Origin of the sequence: Methylobacterium sp. Leaf87 (genome assembly GCF_001422775.1) — a bacterium.
In the GTDB taxonomy this organism is placed as follows: domain Bacteria; phylum Pseudomonadota; class Alphaproteobacteria; order Rhizobiales; family Beijerinckiaceae; genus Methylobacterium.
This window is the reverse complement of the sequence record NZ_LMMI01000003.1, coordinates 26265-41156: the sequence shown is the minus strand read 5'-3', so window position 1 is coordinate 41156 and position 14892 is coordinate 26265. Positions and strand designations below refer to the sequence as shown.

Below are 14892 nucleotides of genomic sequence, written 5' to 3'. Positions count from 1 at the left end.
GCCAAGGGCGAGCGGAGCCGCGCACCGTCGCAGGGATGTCCGTCGTCACCGACGTCCGGCGTTGGTCGCTCGCAAGGTTGGTGGGGCTTGTAAGGACGGATCCGCAAGCTCAAGATGACGCGGTACGTGCCTTCGGAAGGGGCAGACGATGGGATTGATGGACGTTCATGCCGGGCAGACGCATCCGTCCCGCACGCCGCCGGACGATTTCGCCCAAGACGTCCTGATCGAGATGGCCAATCTCGACGAACAGGACACCAACATTCCTGGCACGATCTTCATCTCGACGGCACTGGGCGCGCATGGCCCTCGGGTGAAGTGGTATCCCGATCGCGCGGGCAGAACTCTGCCCTGCCTCATCGTCTCCATCGGCCCGGACCCGCAGCCCCGCGACGACTTTTTACCCGGCACGCTTTCGCGTGCTGCGCTTCCGCGCGTGATCGCATGGGTGCGCCTCAACCACGTTGCCTTGCTCAACTTCTGGAACAACGGTGCGTCGTGGAATCGCCGCGAGGTTTCCGCCTTCCTGGATGGGCTGAAGCCGCTGGCGCGGTAGTCCGCCGACGAGGACTTCTCGGGGCGGGAGTCTTCCCAGGGCAGACGCCGCTCAGGGCAGAAACCCCTCGAACACCATCTGGTCGGCATGCGCTTGCGCGTGACGCCGCTGGTCGGGTGTCCGCACGGTCCAGGTCATCACCGGGCGTCCGCCGAGCAGCCGGCAGAGATGGGTCGGCGCGCAGGGGAGGTCGTCCACCCGCCAGGACAGGAAGTCCGGCTCGGTCTCGCCGAAATGCAGCAGGTCCGACAGGGCGCGGCGCAGGCTCGGGGGCAGGGCGGCGTAGGCCGGGTCGTCCTGGCGGGTCTCGCCGACGATGCCGCGCGGGATGCCGGGCGCGCGTTCGCGCAGGGCCGCCACGAGTTGCGGATCGAACGACTTGACCGCCACGGGGCCCGCATAGGCGGCTGCGAGTTCGGCGACGCGCTCGAGGAGGCGCAGGTCGCCGTCGTAGCGCGACTTCACCTCGATCACGAGGGGCGTACGCCCGGCGATGGCGGCGAGGAAGTCGGGCAGGGTCGGGATGCGCTCGGACGAGCCGGCGACCGCGAGATCGCGCAAAGCCGCGGCCGACAGGCTCGCAACCGGGTCCGGAATCCCGGTCAGGCGGCCGAGCCCGGCATCGTGAAAAACCATCGCCTCGCCGTCGGCGCTGCGCTGCACGTCGCACTCGATGGCGTAGCCGCCGTGAATCGCGGCGCTCGCCGCCGCGATCGTGTTCTCCGGCACACCGGCCCCCCGGTCGTGCAGGCCGCGATGGGCGATGGGCCGGGCGGTGAGCCAGGCCGGTGCGTTGACGCTCAACTCAAACGCTCACTTGACCTCGAACATCGCCTCGACCTCGACGGCCGCGTCGAGGGGGAGTTCGGCCACGCCCACGGTGGCGCGGGCGTGGCGGCCCCGGTCGCCCAGCACCTCGACCATGAGATCGGAGGCGCCGTTCATGATGCCGGCGAGGCCGGAAAAGCTCGGCACCGCGTTGATGAAGCCGCCGAGCCGCACGCATTGCACCACGCCGTGGTCGAGGTCGCCCACGGCCGCCTGAACCTGGGCCAGGACGTTGATGGCGCACAGGCGCGCGGCCGCGATGCCGTTCTCAACCGAGACCTCGGCGCCGAGCTTGCCGAGATGGGCCGGGTCGAGCTTACCGTCGGGCCCGAAGCAGATCTGCCCCGAGATCACCACGAGGTTGCCGGTGCGGACGAACGGCACGTAGTTCGCCACGGGGGCCGCCGCCTTCGGCAGGGTGAGGCCCATGGCCTCCAGGCGTTCCTTGGCCGTGCTCATGCGCGTCGCATCTCCTGAGAAACCGTTCCGAGGGGCTCTGACCATGTCCGCGCGTGGCACGCAAGGCACCTCCGCGAACGGCGTAGCGGGCCGTCATGTCGGAGGTGTGAACCCCTCCCGTCATTGACAGAATTGGGCTTTTCTCTAGTAATCGCGCGCGTGCCGCCCCCTTGCCGAGGCGGCACTTTCATTTGGTGCGGTCGCCTTCGGACGCCGCGAGACACGGAGTCGGGATCGTGACATCCGCTCTTCTGCCGACCTATGCCCGCGCCCCCATCGCCTTCGAGCGTGGCGAGGGCGCCTGGCTCGTGGCGCGCGACGGCGAGCGATACCTCGATTTCGGCGCCGGGATCGCGGTGAACGCCCTCGGCCACGCCCATCCCCACCTCGTGGACGCCCTGACCACCCAGGCGCAAAAGCTCTGGCACACCTCGAACCTGTTCGAGATTCCCGACGGCGAGCGGCTGGGCCGGCGCCTCGTGGACGCGACCTTCGCCGACGTGGCGTTCTTCGCCAATTCGGGCGCCGAGGCCAACGAGGCCGCCATCAAGATGGCGCGCAAGTACCATGCGGTCGGCGGCCACCCCGAGCGGTTCCGGATCATCACCTTCGAGGGCGCGTTCCACGGGCGGACGCTCGCCACCATCGCGGCCGGCGGCCAGGCCAAGTACATCGAGGGCTTCGGCCCGAAGGTAGACGGATTCGATCAGGTTCCGACGGGGGATCTCGCGGCGCTGGAGGCCGCCATCGGCCCGGAGACCGCCGCCCTGATGATCGAGCCGATCCAGGGCGAGGGCGGCGTCAGGGTGATTCCGCACGAGCACCTGCGCGCCCTGCGCGCCCTGTGCGACGCGCATGGCCTCCTCCTGATCATGGACGAGGTCCAGACCGGGGTCGGTCGCACGGGCCGGCTGTTCGCGCACGAATGGTCCGGCGTGACGCCCGACATCATGAGCGCCGCCAAGGGCATCGGCGGCGGCTTCCCGCTGGGTGTCTGCCTCGCCACGGCCAAGGCCGCGCGCGGCATGACCGCCGGCACCCACGGCACCACCTTCGGCGGCAACCCGCTGGCCATGGCGGTGGGCAACGCCGTCCTCGACGTGGTGCTGGCCGACGGCTTCCTCGACCGGGTCGGACAGGTGGGCCTGCTGCTCAAGCAGCGTCTGGCCGCCCTGCAGGACCGCCACCCCGGGGTGATCCAGGAGATCCGCGGCGACGGGCTAATGCTCGGGCTCAAGCTCGGCGTGCCCAACACCGAATTCGCCGCGACGGCACGGGACATGCACCTCCTCGTCATCCCGGCGGGCGACAACGTCGTGCGCCTGCTGCCGCCGCTCATCATCACCGATGCCGACGTGACGGAGGCCGTGGCGCGCCTCGACGCGACGGCCACCGCACTCAAGACCCCGGCACAGGGGGCGGCCGCGTGATGGCCGGTCCCACGACGAACCGTCAGACGAAGAACGGATCCATGACCACCACCCTCAACGGGACCGGGCCCGGCCCGCGCCACTTCCTCGACCTCAAGGACTTCTCGGCGCAGCAGCTGCGCACGGTGCTGGACGCCGCGGCCGCCATCAAGGGTCGTCGGCGCAAGGGCGAGATCGCGGCCGAACGGCCACTGATCGGCAAGACCCTCGCGATGGTGTTCGACCGGCCGTCCACCCGCACGCGGGTCTCGTTCGATGTCGGCATGCGCGAACTCGGGGGCGAGACCCTGATGCTGACGGGCGGCGAGATGCAGCTCGGCCGGGGCGAGACCGTGGGCGACACCGCCCGGGTGCTGTCGCGCTACGTCGACGCGATCATGATCCGCATCCTCGACCACGACCTGATGCTGGAACTGGCCGAGCACGCCGAGGTGCCGGTGATCAACGCGCTCACCAAGGTCTCGCATCCCTGCCAGATCATGGCCGACGTGCTTACCTTCGAGGAGCATCGCGGGCCGATCAAGGGCCGCACCGTCGCGTGGTCGGGCGACGCCAACAACGTGCTGGCGAGCTGGGTGCACGCCGCCGCGCGGTTCGACTTCACCCTGAACGTCGCCGCCCCGCCGGAGCTCTCGACGCCGCAGCCGCTCCTCGACTGGGCCCGCGCGCAGGGCGCCGCCGTCAACTGCACCACCGACGCCTACGCGGCCGTCGACGGCGCCGACGCCGTGGTGACCGATTGCTGGGTCTCCATGGGCGACGAGGACGACCACCACCGCCACAACCTGCTCTCGCCTTATCAGGTGAACGCCAAGCTCATGGCGGCGGCGGCCAAGGACGCGCTGTTCATGCACTGCCTGCCGGCCCATCGCGGCGAGGAGGTCACGGCCGAGGTCATCGACGGCCCGCAATCGGTGATCTTCGACGAGGCCGAGAACCGCCTGCATGCCCAGAAGGGCATCCTGGCCTGGTGCCTGCACGCCCTCTGACGGGGCGCCCCGAGGCATCGTGTCCCCCGTCGCGCGAGCGGCGGTCGCGTCCTATATGAACGGCTCGAGCCGGACGACGGAGGGGCTGGAGCGCCGAGTGCCGAGGCAACGCCCCGCTCGGCGCTTCGGACGGCCCACGTTCGCCCGCCCCCGAAGGGAGATGCCATGACTGCCGGATACGAACGCCCCGCCGGACCCGACCCCGTCGCCCCGGCCCTCGCCATCGAGGGGGACGACGACGTGGTGCTGCCCTTCGCCGTCGAGGGGCTGGACGTGCGCGGCCGGGTGGTGCGCCTCGGTCCGTCCGTCGACACCATCCTGCGCCGGCACGGCTACCCGGACCCCGTGGCGCGGTTGCTCGGCGAGGCGGCGGCCCTCACCGTTCTCCTTGGCTCGTCCCTGAAGTTCGAGGGCCGGTTCCAGCTCCAGACCAAGACCGACGGCCCCGTCGAGATGATCGTCGTCGATTTCGAGGCCCCCGACCGGCTGCGGGCCACGGCGCGCTTCGATGCCGGCCGTGTCCAGGCCCTGGGAAGCTCCCCGTTGAAAAGTCACGACCTGATCGGGCAGGGGCACCTCGCCATGACCATCGACCAGGGGCCGCAGAACAGCCGCTACCAGGGCGTCGTCGCCCTGGAGGGTCAGAGCCTGGAGGAGGCGGCCCACCAGTATTTCCGTCAATCCGAGCAGATCCCGACCCAGGTCCGCCTCGCCGTGGCGGAGGAATACGCGAACGGGACCACCACCTACCGGGCGGGTGGCCTCCTTGTGCAGTTCCTGCCGCAATCCATCGACCGGGCGCGGCTCGCCGACCTGCCCCCCGGCGACATCCCGGAGGGCCACGCCCATTTCGACGCCCAGGGCGTCCCCGAGGACGACGCCTGGGTCGAGGCCCGCAGCCTCGTCTCGACCATCGAGGACCACGAGCTCGTCGATCCGGCGGTGTCGTCCGAGACCCTGCTCTACCGCCTGTTCCACGAGCGCGGCGTGCGGGTGTTCGAGGCGCAGGGGGTGCGCGAACAATGCCGGTGTTCGCCCGAGCGGGTCATGGCGATGATCGTGTCGTTCTCGCCCCAGGAGCGCCGGGACATGGTCGCCGACGACGGCCGCATCGGCATCACCTGCGAGTTCTGCTCGCGACGCTACGACCTCGATCCGGCCGAGGTGGAGGCGCAGGTCGCGGCCGACTAATACGGTGTCCGCCTGATCACTTCGGATCGAGCGGGCGCGACGGGTTCCCTCTCCTGGAAGGAGAGGGAACCCGCATTATACCGCGTCACCGAACTGATCAGCCGGAAACCGTATGAGAACCGAGGACTGGGCTCAGCCTTTCAAGGCCTCCAGTCCCTCGATCGCCGTGGTCACGTCGATCTCGGTGATCTCGAAGTCGGCGATGCCGTGCTGGCGGAAAGGATCGGTCTCGATGAAGGCCTCGATCTCCGCGCGTGGGCCGCGGGCGAGGATTACCCCGCCGGTGCGCGGCACCTTGCGGCCGGAGGCGAGGAAGCCGTGCTCGGCATAGCCCCGCTTCACCCACGCCAGATGGTCCGCCATGTGGCGGTCGGCCTCCTCGGTGCTTTTGACGTAGGTGAGCGAGACGACGATCATACGCATATCCCTTGGCGGCGCCGTCAGGCCTTCAACACGGGCTCGGCGATCTCGCCGCTGCCCCGGCGCGCCAGATATTCCGGCTGGAACAGGCACATCCGCACGGCGTCGCGGTACTTGCCGTTGACGAAGAACTCGTCCTTGAGAATGCCTTCGGGGACGAAGCCGCAGCGCTCGTAGATGCGCACGGCCCGGGCGTTGTCCTTGTCCACGTGCAGGTAGAGCTTGTGGATGTTGAGCACGCTGAAGGCGTAGTCCATGGCGATGCGGGTAGCGCGGGGGGCGTAGCCCTGGCCCTGGAACATCGGGTGGATCGCGATCTGGAACTCGCAGCGCCGGTGGAGGTGGTTGATCTCCACGAGCTCCACGAGACCGGCGGGCTCGCCGTCGGCATTGGCGATGATGAAGCGCCGCTCGGTCTGGTTGTGGATATTGCGCTCGTAGAGCTGCGCCAACTCGGCGAAGGACTCGTAGGCCTCCTCGAACCAGTAGCGCATGATGCTGTCGTTGTTGTTGAGCTGATGCACAAACATCAGATCCTCGCGCTCCAGCGGGCGGAGCTTGACCGGGCCGTCGGCGGCGATGGTGCGGGCCGTGACGGTTCTCATGGGACGCGGCATTCGTCGATCAGGCGGCGCATGAACGCCTCGCCGGCCTCCAGGGCCGCGAGGGTGATGTACTCGTCGGGCTGATGGGCCTGGTCGATGGAGCCGGGGCCGCACACCACGGTCGGGATACCCGCCACCTGGAACCGTCCGGCCTCCGTGGCGTAGGGCACCGAGACCGTGTGGTTGCGCCCCGCCACCCGCAGGGCGAGGTGCTCGGCCGCCGAGCCGGGCTCGGGTGCGAGCCCGGGCACCGCCACCTCCTCCAGGGTCTCGATGTGCCCGTAATCGCCGTAGCGGTTGAGCCGCTCCCTCAGCACGCTGTCCACCTTCGCCTGGAACAGGGCCGGGATCTCGCTCATGTCGAGGTCGGGCAGGCCCCGGAACTCCCAGTGGAAGGTGCAGAGCTTCGGCAGGATGTTGCGCGCCGTACCCCCCGCGATGGTGCCCACATGCACGGTGGTGGCGGGCGGATCGAACCGGCCCGACGCGTCGCCGCGCGCGATCATCGCATCGGCGATGCGGTTCAATTCGGAGACGAGGTCGGCCGCCGCCATCACGGCGTTGGCGCCGAGCATCGGCTTGGCCGAATGCGCTTCGTGGCCGTGCACCGTGGTCATATAGGTGACGATGCTCTTGTGGGCGTCGGCGACCTCGAGGTCGGTGGGCTCGCCGACGATGACGGCGCCGGGGCGCGGCAGGTCGGCGCCGAAGCGCACGATGGTGTCGGCGACGCCGAGGCAGGTGGTCTCCTCGTCGTAGGACAGGAGGATGTGGATCGGGCGCGCCAGATCGGCGGCGAGGAAGTCCGGGATCGCCGCGAGGGCGAGGGCGCAGAACCCCTTCATGTCGACGGCGCCGCGCCCATAGGCGCGCCCGTCGGCGATGCGCAGGGTGAACGGGTCCGTGGTCCAGGCCTGCCCCGTCACCGGCACCACGTCGGTGTGCCCCGAGAGCACGACGCCCCCGTCGATCATCGGGCCGATGGTGGCGAAGACCGCAGCCTTGCTGCCGGTCGCGTCGGGAATGCGCACGTGCGGGACGCCGAGATCGGCAAGGTAGCCGCAGACGAAGTCGATGAGCGCGAGGTTCGACTTCGAACTCTCGGTGTCGAAGGCCACGAGCCGCGCCAGCAGGTCGAGGGTCTCGGGGCGCGGGCCGGACATGAGCTTAATGGACGCTGCGGCGGACGTGGGGCGAGTCGAGGGAGAAGGCGGGGATCTCGGCCTCGAAGCTCTCGCCGGCATTCGTCGCCATGGTGTAGCTGCCGGCCATGAGGCCGTCGGGCGTGGAGAGCGGGCAGCCGCTGGTGTAGCTGAACGACTCGCCCGGTTCGAGCACGGGCTGCTTGCCGACGACGCCGGCGCCCCGCACCTCCTGGGTCGAGCCGCGCCCGTCGACGATCCGCCAGTGGCGCGAGCGCAGTTGCACCTGCTCGGAGCCGTTGTTCACGATCTCCACGGTGTAGGCGAAGAAGTAGCGGCTTTCGTCCGGCGAGGATTCCTCCTCGACGAAGCGGGGCATCACCGTCACGCTGATCCCACGCGTCTGAGCCTTGTACATCGCCTTCAACGCCTCCGTGGCCGGGCCTGACCCGGGCGCGACCCAGGATCGCGACAAGCTCAGGGCGTCGTGGTACGGCCCGGCGAAAACCGCGTCAATCGTGGTGAATGCGGGGACACCCGCGGAAAAATGAGGACCAGCCTGCGTGGTCGACGAGACGGTTTCGCGGGGTTCTCCGCCGCTTCCGGGGGGAACCCCGACGCGGGGGCTTCTCGCCAGCCTCGCCATGGCCGGGCTCGCCGCCGCCTTCGCGTGGCACGCCCCGGATGCCAACACCTGGGCCGCCGCGGCGCTCGTTGCCGCCCTCGCCCTCGACGGGCTGTCGCGGATGGCCGGCGCCCGGGTCGCGCGGCGGACCGGGCCGTCGCCCCGCATGGTGGGCATGCCCTCGGTGGTGCTCGCCGTCGGGCCGGGCGCGGGCCTCGGCGCGGTGCTGTTCGGCTTCGGCCTGATCGTCTGGCCGGCGGGCTTTCCCGTCCTGGCGAGCGCGCTGGCCGGCCTCGTCACCATGGGGGCTCTCGCCCGCCTCGCCCTCGCGCGGATCGTGCTCGCGCAGATCGTGCTCGCGACGCCCGAGGAGCCGGAAGCTTAACGCGGCCTTAGGCCGTCGCCGCGACACTGCCGCGAATTCGGCGATCCTCATCGACACGAGGCGCCCGATCGAGTGCGGGCGAAGCGAAGGGCCGGACGTGATGCAGACAGAGGCGCGCACCGGCATCCTGGCGGCGCAGGGGATCGCGGCCCTGACGCAGGCCGGGGCGATCCGGCCGGACACGTCCTACGCCCCGGACCAGATCCAGCCCGCGAGCCTCGATCTGCGCCTCGGCGCCCGGGTGTTTCGCGTCCGCACGAGCTTCCTGCCCGGCGCCCGCACGGTCGCGGCCTGCATCGAGGCCTTCGTGCTGCACGAGATGGACCTGACCCAGGGCGCCGTGCTGGAAACGGGGTGCGTCTACATCGCCGAGTTGCAGGAGCACCTCGCCCTGCCGGCCGATCTCGCCGCCAGCGCCAATCCCAAGAGTTCGACGGGGCGCATCGACGTGTTCACCCGGGTCATCACCGACCGGGGCACGGCGTTCGATCAGGTCGAGGCCGGCTATCACGGCCCGCTCTACGCCGAGATCTCCCCACGCACCTTCCCGGTCAAGGTGCGCACGGGCTCGCGCCTGTCGCAGATCCGCTTCCGCCGGGGCGATCCGCGCCTCACCGACGCTGCGCTCGCGGCGCTTCACGCCCACACGCCCCTGGTCGATGCGGGCCAGCCGTCGTTCCAGGGCGGCATCGCCGTCTCCATCGATCTCTCCGGCTTCGACGGGCTCATCGGCTACCGGGCCAAGCGCCACACCGGCCTCGTCGATGTCGACAGACCCGGCGCGCACCGGACGGCCGAGTTCTGGGAGCCGCTGGCCGCCGACGGCTCGGGCGCCCTGATCCTCGATCCGGGCCAGTTCTACATCCTGGCCTCGAAGGAATCCGTGCAGGTGCCGCCGGACCACGCCGCCGAGATGGTGCCGTTCGATCCCCTCGTGGGCGAGTTCCGGGTGCATTACGCCGGCTTCTTCGATCCGGGCTTCGGCTTTGCCGCGGCCGGCGGGGCCGGCGCCCGGGCCGTGCTGGAGGTCCGCTCGCGCGACGTGCCGTTCCTGCTCGAGGACGGCCAGATCGTCGGCCGCCTCGTCTACGAGCGCATGGCCGAGGTGCCGGCGACCCTCTACGGGGCCGGGGCCGGTTCGAACTATCAGGCGCAAGGGCTGAAGCTCTCGAAGCACTTCGCCTGAGGGCGTCACACCGGCAGGGTCAGGGCCGCGCGGAGTCCCCCGAGGGCCGAGCGGTCGAGGCGGAGGCCGCCGCCGTAGAGTTCGGCCAATTCCTGGGTGATGGACAGGCCGAAGCCGTTGCCCGGCACGGTCTCGTCGAGGCGCCGCCCGGGCCGGACCGCTTCGGCGGCGGCCTCGGCAGCGAGGCCCGGCCCATCATCCTCTACGGTGATCACTAGGCCGGATGCGGTGCTGACCGCACCAACGCGCACGTAGCTGCGGCACCATTGGCAGGCGTTGTCGATGAGGTTGCCGAGCATCTCGTCGAGGTCCTGGGCGTCGCAGGCGACGGCCGCGTTGGACGTGTCGGTCACGCCGGCCGGAAGGGTGACGTCGATGACGAGCCCTTTCTCGGCATAGAGCCGCGCGAAGGTGGTGCGCAGATCCGCGACGGGTCCGGCGAGGGGCGTGCGGGCGCGGGTGGCTCCACCGAGGGCCGCCGCACGCGCGCGGCGCAGATGGTGTCGGACCTGGGAATCCATCGAACCGACGAGGCTGGCCAGGGTCCCGTCGGGGTCGCGGGACCGGTCGGACAAGGCGAGGGACAGGGTCGCGAGCGGCGTCTTCAACCCGTGGGCGAGGTTGGCCACATGGGTGCGGGCGCGCTCGAGGTTGACCGCGTTCTGGTCGAGGAGCGCGTTGACCTCCGCCACCAGGGGGCGGATCTCGGCCGGCTGCTTGCCCGGCACGCGGGCGCGGTCCCCGGCGCGAACCTCCGCGAGGTCGCGGCGGAGGCGCTCCAGGGGCCTGAGGCCGAGGCGGATCTGCGCGAGGGCTCCGGCCAGAAGACCGACACCGAGGAGGCCCAGGATGAGCGCCAGGGCGCCGGCCGCCTCGCGCAAGGGGCCGCACAGGGCGGCGGACGGCGCCGAGGCCACGAGGATCGCGGGCGGCACGCCAGGCGCGGGCGGCAGGGTGAGGACGCGCAGGATCAGGCTCTCGCCCCACGGGCCGGTGCCGTCGGCCGGGCGCGGCCGATGCGTGTCGTCCCGTTCGGGGCGTCCCGCCTCGACGGCGAGGTCGCGGCCCTCCAGGGCGCCGGAGCGCAGGACGGTGCCGCCCTGGCGCACCTGCCAGTACCAGCCGGCCCGGTCCCGGTCGAAGGGCGGCCCGTCGAGGTTGCGCGCGAGCCGCAAGCGGTCGCCGGGGCCGCGTTCCAGGCCGGCCGCGAGGGCGACGAGCTGGCTGTCGAGCCGGCTGTCGAGCTGGCCCCGGACGAAGCGGTACAGAACGAGCCCGATGGCGACGCCCGCCACCACGAGGGCGACGGTGACGAGGACCAGGGCGGCGGCGAGCAGCCGGCGCTGAAGCGAACCGAGATGGAACGGCCCGGCCGCGCCCTCGGCTTTCGGAGCGGGCGGGGCAGGGGGCTCCAACTCGCGCGGCGGCGGCATCAGGCCGCCTCGCCCGGCATCAGGCGATACCCGTGGCCGCGCACGCCCTCGATGCGGGCCGGGGCGATCTTGCGGCGCAGGCGGGTGATGATGACTTCGACGGAGTTCGAATCGACGTCGGCGTCGCCGTCATAGACTCGCTCGATGAGCTGGCCGCGCGGCACCACCCCGTCCTTGCGCAGCATCAGGCAGGACAGCACCCGCCATTCGAGGCCCGTGAGTTTCAGGGGCAGGCCGTCGCGCTCGAAGGTGCCGAGCCCCGAATCGTATGTCAGGGGTCCGCAGACGACGCGGTTCGCCCCGTGCGCGGTGGCGCGCCGCACCAGCGCCCGCAGGCGGATCACGAGTTCCTCGACCCGGAACGGCTTGACCAGGAAGTCGTCGGCGCCGGCCTTGAAGCCCGCCACCTTGTCGCTCCAGCCGTCGCGCGCCGTGAGGATGAGTACCGGGACCGTCCGGCCGGCCCCGCGCCAGGCCTGGAGCACCCCGATCCCGTCGCGCTTGGGCAGGCCGAGATCGAGCACCACGGCGTCGTAGGTCTCGGTCTCGCCGAGGTGCTGGCCGTCCTCGCCGTTCACGGCGTGGTCGAGGGCGAAGTTCTCCGCCCGCAACGCCTTAGCGATCTCGGCGGCCAGCGGCGCGTCGTCCTCCACGAGCAGGATCTTCATCGGGCGTAGAATCCGTGGGCGGCGGCGGATGGGAAGGGGCGGGCTACGCCGTTGGGTTTAACCGGGGCTGAACCGCGCGGTTCAGATCGGATTGGCGGGGCTTCCCTAGAACGGCGTCAACCCGAAAGGGCAACGCCGACAGGAACACCGACACCATGAATACCGACACCATCGACCGGACCGCCACCGACCTGACCCCGAAGAAGGCCAAGCGTTCCAGGAAGCGTACCCTCGTGGCCGGCGCCATCGCCGCCCCCCTCGCCTTCGGCGCCGTCGGCCTGTCGCTGGCGCAGAACAACACCGCGACCCTCACGCCGGTGGAGCCCGTCGCGGTCGCGGCCCTGAAGCCCTCGGCCGCCATCGCCGCGAAGGGGACGGTCGCCGAGATCTACGGAAACAAGTTCGTGGTGCAGGACGGCACCGGCAAAGCCCTGGTGGAGACGGGCAAGCGCGGCGAGGGCGGCACCCTGGTGACGACCGGCGAGGCCGTCACCGTCCAGGGCCGGTTCGAGAACGGCTTCCTCCATGCCGCGCTGATCACCCGCGCCGACGGCACCAAGGTCGTGGTCGGCCCCGCCGGCGGCCTGCCCCCCGGCACCCTCGACTGGGCCAAGGACAAGGTGGGCCTCGGCCCGAAGGCCGACGTGCCCGCCCTGACGGCCCAGGTGGAGGCCGCCGGCTATTCCGACATCCGCGTCACCGGCCGGGGGCCACGCCACCTCGACGTCGCGGCCAAGGGCGCGGATGGCCGCGAGCGCCACCTCCATGTCGGCTTCGACGGTCAGGTGCGCGAGAAGCGCGTCTTCTGAACCCCGGCCTTCCGATCCGCGTTCCTAGCCTCGGTGCCTCACGGGCACCCTCACCGAGAGTTCCACCCATGACCAAGACCCTCGCCTTGCTGAGCGCGGCCGCGATTCTGTGCGCGTCCGCCGCCGTGGCCCAGCCCGCCCCGCCGCCGCCCGGTGGTCCGAAAACCGGTCCCGAAGCCGGCGCGCCGCCGCCTCCACCGCCCCATGGCGGCCCGCGCGGCCCCCGTGGCGGCCCCGACGCCCCGCCTCCGCCGCCGAAGGCCGCGCAGTTCCGCCTGGAGCGGGGCGACACCGCCCTCGACGTGAAATGCGCCGCCGACGAACCGATGAAGGCCTGCGCCGAGATTGCCCTGCAGATGCTCGACAAGCTCGCGGCGATGCCGGTACCGGCCGGTCCCGCTCCGAAACCCCGCGACTGACCGGGCGCGGGACGGGCGGCCCACCGCGCCGCCTGTCCCGAGGGTCGCCGAACCGGCAGGATTCTACCGGTTCACCCCGGGGCGGGGGTTGAAATATTGCACTGCGGCATGAAATAGATTTTCGACCGTTCGCCCGTGATGAAGTGGCAATGGCGATTGCCCGAGAGAGGTTCTTCCATGTCCAAACTGTTCCGTCTGACCGCCGCCCTCGGCGCCGTGGCGCTCACGCTCCCCCTGACGTTGCCGGCCTCGGCGAAGGAGCCGAGCGCGCAGAAGGTGCTCTCGATGGTCGACACCGACAACGACGGCACGGTCGATCTTAAGGAAGTCCAGGCCGTGGCCGCCGCGCGGTTCGACAAGCTGGAAGCCGACAAGGACGGCACCCTCGACGCCAAGGAGCTCAAGGGCCGCGTCAGCAAGAAGGCCCTGACGGCCGCCGATCCGGACAGCGACGGCACCCTCGACAAGACCGAGTACCTCGCCCTCGTGGAAGCCCGCTTCAAGGCCGCCGATCCGGACAACGACGGCACCCTCGACGCCAAGGAACTAAAGACCCCGGCCGGCAAGGCCCTGGTCTCCCTCTTGAAGTAAGCCTCCACCGCGAGCGGCTCTCGCGTCTCACTGCGAGGACGGCCCGGCACCCCTGTGCCGGGCCGTTCGTGTTTCAGGAGCCGGCGACCGTGCACGGAGGATGGGCACCGAGGATTGACCGTTGCCCCCCGTTCGGAACATGCCAAGCTGGCACGTCATTCGCGAGGCCTGTCCGCTCAAGCTGATCGGTCCCGCGATGGCGCCCGGTTCTGGAAAAGGCGCCCATGGAATTCTTCGCCCAGCAGTTCATCAACGGGCTGACCCTCGGGTCGATCTACGGTCTGATCGCGCTCGGCTACACCATGGTGTTCGGCATCATCGGCATGGTGAACTTCGCCCATGGCGACGTGTTCATGCTGTCGTCCTTCATCGCGCTGATCTTCTTCCTCATCCTCACGACCTGGCTCGGGCTGACCTCCGTCGCCCTCGTCTTCCTGATCGTGCTGATCCTCGCCATGGTGCTGACCGCCCTGTGGGGCTGGGCCATCGAGCGGGCGGCCTACAGACCGTTGCGCGGCTCGTTCCGCCTGGCGCCGCTGATCTCCGCCATCGGCGTGTCGATCTTCCTGTCGAACTTCGTCCAGGTGGTGCAGGGCGCCCGCAACAAGCCGGTGCCGCCCCTCGTGCGCGACGTGATCGTCCTCTACGAGAACGCGCAGTACACCGTGACCCTGTCCTACAAGCAGGCGATCATCATGACGACGACGGCGCTCCTGCTCGCCGGCTTCTGGTACCTCGTCCAGCGCACCTCCTTCGGCCGGGCCCAGCGCGCCTGCGAGCAGGACCGGCGCATGGCGGCCCTGCTCGGCATCAACGTCGACCGCACCATCTCGCTGACCTTCGTGCTCGGCGCCGCACTCGCCGCCGTCGCCGGCACCCTCTACCTCCTGTATTACGGCGTGGTCTCGTTCTCGGACGGGTTCGTGCCCGGCGTGAAGGCGTTCACGGCGGCCGTGCTCGGCGGCATCGGCTCCCTGCCGGGCGCCGTCCTCGGCGGCCTGATCATCGGCCTCATCGAGACGTTCTGGTCGGCCTACTTCTCCATCGAGTACAAGGACGTCGCCGCGTTCCTGATCCTGATCGTGGTGCTCATCTTCAAGCCGTCCGGCATCCTCGGGCGCCCCGAAGTGGAGAAGGTCTAGGTGGCTCAAGGTAC

18 protein-coding genes are annotated in these 14892 nt (G+C 70.4%); 10 read left to right on the top strand and 8 right to left on the bottom strand.

Annotated elements, in window-relative coordinates; genetic code table 11:
• Nucleotides 1–157: 157 nt before the first annotated feature.
• Nucleotides 158–556, top strand: a complete 399-nt coding sequence (locus ASF22_RS03055; RefSeq protein WP_056261341.1) for a hypothetical protein — start codon at nt 158–160, stop codon at nt 554–556.
• A 51-nt stretch (nt 557–607) separates the two neighbouring features.
• Here ASF22_RS03055 and ASF22_RS03050 read toward each other — a convergent pair whose 3' ends face one another.
• On the bottom strand, nt 608–1360 hold the full coding sequence (locus ASF22_RS03050) for a glycerophosphodiester phosphodiesterase family protein (RefSeq protein ID WP_056261338.1): 753 nt from the start codon (nt 1358–1360) through the stop codon (nt 608–610).
• A 9-nt stretch (nt 1361–1369) separates the two neighbouring features.
• Entirely contained in the window at nt 1370–1843 is a 474-nt protein-coding gene (locus tag ASF22_RS03045) for a RidA family protein (RefSeq protein WP_056261335.1), read from the bottom strand.
• A gap of 236 nt (nt 1844–2079) precedes the next feature.
• On the opposite strand from ASF22_RS03045, the gene ASF22_RS03040 reads away from it, so the two are divergent.
• The 3 genes from ASF22_RS03040 to ASF22_RS03030 all read left to right on the top strand — a co-directional run bounded on the left by ASF22_RS03040 (nt 2080) and on the right by ASF22_RS03030 (nt 5453).
• Nucleotides 2080–3273, top strand: a complete 1194-nt coding sequence (locus tag ASF22_RS03040) for an aspartate aminotransferase family protein (protein WP_056261333.1) — start codon at nt 2080–2082, stop codon at nt 3271–3273.
• Between the two features lie 41 nt (nt 3274–3314).
• Nucleotides 3315–4262 (top strand): ornithine carbamoyltransferase, encoded by a 948-nt coding sequence (gene argF, locus ASF22_RS03035; protein ID WP_056170905.1) that lies wholly within the window; start codon nt 3315–3317, stop codon nt 4260–4262.
• 165 nt (nt 4263–4427) lie between these two features.
• Nucleotides 4428–5453: an Hsp33 family molecular chaperone gene (locus ASF22_RS03030; protein ID WP_056261330.1), complete on the top strand. Its 1026-nt coding sequence runs from the start codon at nt 4428–4430 to the stop codon at nt 5451–5453.
• A gap of 132 nt (nt 5454–5585) precedes the next feature.
• Here the strand turns inward: ASF22_RS03030 and ASF22_RS03025 are convergent, their stop codons facing one another.
• The 4 genes from ASF22_RS03025 to apaG are packed head-to-tail and all read right to left on the bottom strand — an operon-like array spanning nt 5586 to nt 8038.
• Complete coding sequence (locus ASF22_RS03025) at nt 5586–5870, bottom strand: YciI family protein (RefSeq protein WP_056170814.1); 285 nt, start codon at nt 5868–5870, stop codon at nt 5586–5588.
• Nucleotides 5871–5893: 23 nt separating this feature from the next.
• Nucleotides 5894–6478 (bottom strand): spermidine N1-acetyltransferase, encoded by a 585-nt coding sequence (speG, locus tag ASF22_RS03020; protein WP_056170817.1) that lies wholly within the window; start codon nt 6476–6478, stop codon nt 5894–5896.
• Nucleotides 6475–7641: an acetylornithine deacetylase gene (gene argE, locus ASF22_RS03015; RefSeq protein ID WP_056261326.1), complete on the bottom strand. Its 1167-nt coding sequence runs from the start codon at nt 7639–7641 to the stop codon at nt 6475–6477. The genes speG and argE overlap by 4 nt, the downstream gene beginning before the upstream one ends.
• A gap of 4 nt (nt 7642–7645) precedes the next feature.
• Nucleotides 7646–8038, bottom strand: a complete 393-nt coding sequence (gene apaG, locus ASF22_RS03010; protein WP_056170823.1) for a Co2+/Mg2+ efflux protein ApaG — start codon at nt 8036–8038, stop codon at nt 7646–7648.
• Nucleotides 8039–8183: 145 nt separating this feature from the next.
• Between apaG and ASF22_RS03005 the strand changes: the two genes are divergently transcribed.
• Nucleotides 8184–8630, top strand: coding sequence for a hypothetical protein (locus ASF22_RS03005; RefSeq protein WP_056261323.1), 447 nt, complete (start codon nt 8184–8186; stop codon nt 8628–8630).
• 100 nt (nt 8631–8730) lie between these two features.
• Nucleotides 8731–9816, top strand: a complete 1086-nt coding sequence (locus ASF22_RS03000; protein ID WP_056170833.1) for a 2'-deoxycytidine 5'-triphosphate deaminase — start codon at nt 8731–8733, stop codon at nt 9814–9816.
• Nucleotides 9817–9821: 5 nt separating this feature from the next.
• Here ASF22_RS03000 and ASF22_RS02995 read toward each other — a convergent pair whose 3' ends face one another.
• Together ASF22_RS02995 and ASF22_RS02990 are read right to left on the bottom strand one after the other, a co-directional pair.
• Entirely contained in the window at nt 9822–11249 is a 1428-nt protein-coding gene (locus tag ASF22_RS02995) for a HAMP domain-containing sensor histidine kinase (RefSeq protein ID WP_082483483.1), read from the bottom strand.
• A complete protein-coding gene (locus tag ASF22_RS02990; RefSeq protein ID WP_056170840.1) occupies nt 11249–11917 on the bottom strand; it encodes a response regulator transcription factor in 669 nt (222 codons plus the stop codon). Before ASF22_RS02990 ends, ASF22_RS02995 begins: the two co-directional genes overlap by 1 nt.
• A 155-nt stretch (nt 11918–12072) precedes the next feature.
• On the opposite strand from ASF22_RS02990, the gene ASF22_RS02985 reads away from it, so the two are divergent.
• The 4 genes from ASF22_RS02985 to ASF22_RS02970 all read left to right on the top strand — a co-directional run bounded on the left by ASF22_RS02985 (nt 12073) and on the right by ASF22_RS02970 (nt 14878).
• Nucleotides 12073–12726 (top strand): hypothetical protein, encoded by a 654-nt coding sequence (locus ASF22_RS02985; RefSeq protein WP_056261321.1) that lies wholly within the window; start codon nt 12073–12075, stop codon nt 12724–12726.
• Nucleotides 12727–12794: 68 nt separating this feature from the next.
• Nucleotides 12795–13145 (top strand): hypothetical protein, encoded by a 351-nt coding sequence (locus ASF22_RS02980; RefSeq protein WP_056170845.1) that lies wholly within the window; start codon nt 12795–12797, stop codon nt 13143–13145.
• Nucleotides 13146–13322: 177 nt separating this feature from the next.
• Nucleotides 13323–13736: a histidine kinase gene (locus ASF22_RS02975; RefSeq protein WP_056261319.1), complete on the top strand. Its 414-nt coding sequence runs from the start codon at nt 13323–13325 to the stop codon at nt 13734–13736.
• Between the two features lie 224 nt (nt 13737–13960).
• Nucleotides 13961–14878: a branched-chain amino acid ABC transporter permease gene (locus tag ASF22_RS02970; RefSeq protein ID WP_056170850.1), complete on the top strand. Its 918-nt coding sequence runs from the start codon at nt 13961–13963 to the stop codon at nt 14876–14878.
• The last annotated feature ends 14 nt before the right edge of the window (nt 14879–14892 follow it).

Bases quoted from the DNA above. Each gene is read 5' to 3' on its own strand.
- ASF22_RS03045 (WP_056261335.1), bottom strand. From the start codon at position 1,843: ATGAGCACGGCCAAGGAACGCCTGGAGGCCATGGGCCTCACCCTGCCG.
- ASF22_RS02995 (WP_082483483.1), bottom strand. From the start codon at position 11,249: ATGCCGCCGCCGCGCGAGTTGGAGCCCCCTGCCCCGCCCGCTCCGAAA.
- speG (WP_056170817.1), bottom strand. From the start codon at position 6,478: ATGAGAACCGTCACGGCCCGCACCATCGCCGCCGACGGCCCGGTCAAG.
- ASF22_RS03030 (WP_056261330.1), top strand. From the start codon at position 4,428: ATGACTGCCGGATACGAACGCCCCGCCGGACCCGACCCCGTCGCCCCG.
- ASF22_RS02985 (WP_056261321.1), top strand. From the start codon at position 12,073: ATGAATACCGACACCATCGACCGGACCGCCACCGACCTGACCCCGAAG.
- argE (WP_056261326.1), bottom strand. From the start codon at position 7,641: ATGTCCGGCCCGCGCCCCGAGACCCTCGACCTGCTGGCGCGGCTCGTG.
- ASF22_RS02990 (WP_056170840.1), bottom strand. From the start codon at position 11,917: ATGAAGATCCTGCTCGTGGAGGACGACGCGCCGCTGGCCGCCGAGATC.
- ASF22_RS03000 (WP_056170833.1), top strand. From the start codon at position 8,731: ATGCAGACAGAGGCGCGCACCGGCATCCTGGCGGCGCAGGGGATCGCG.
- ASF22_RS03055 (WP_056261341.1), top strand. From the start codon at position 158: ATGGACGTTCATGCCGGGCAGACGCATCCGTCCCGCACGCCGCCGGAC.
- ASF22_RS02980 (WP_056170845.1), top strand. From the start codon at position 12,795: ATGACCAAGACCCTCGCCTTGCTGAGCGCGGCCGCGATTCTGTGCGCG.
- argF (WP_056170905.1), top strand. From the start codon at position 3,315: ATGACCACCACCCTCAACGGGACCGGGCCCGGCCCGCGCCACTTCCTC.
- ASF22_RS02970 (WP_056170850.1), top strand. From the start codon at position 13,961: ATGGAATTCTTCGCCCAGCAGTTCATCAACGGGCTGACCCTCGGGTCG.
- apaG (WP_056170823.1), bottom strand. From the start codon at position 8,038: ATGTACAAGGCTCAGACGCGTGGGATCAGCGTGACGGTGATGCCCCGC.
- ASF22_RS02975 (WP_056261319.1), top strand. From the start codon at position 13,323: ATGTCCAAACTGTTCCGTCTGACCGCCGCCCTCGGCGCCGTGGCGCTC.
- ASF22_RS03025 (WP_056170814.1), bottom strand. From the start codon at position 5,870: ATGATCGTCGTCTCGCTCACCTACGTCAAAAGCACCGAGGAGGCCGAC.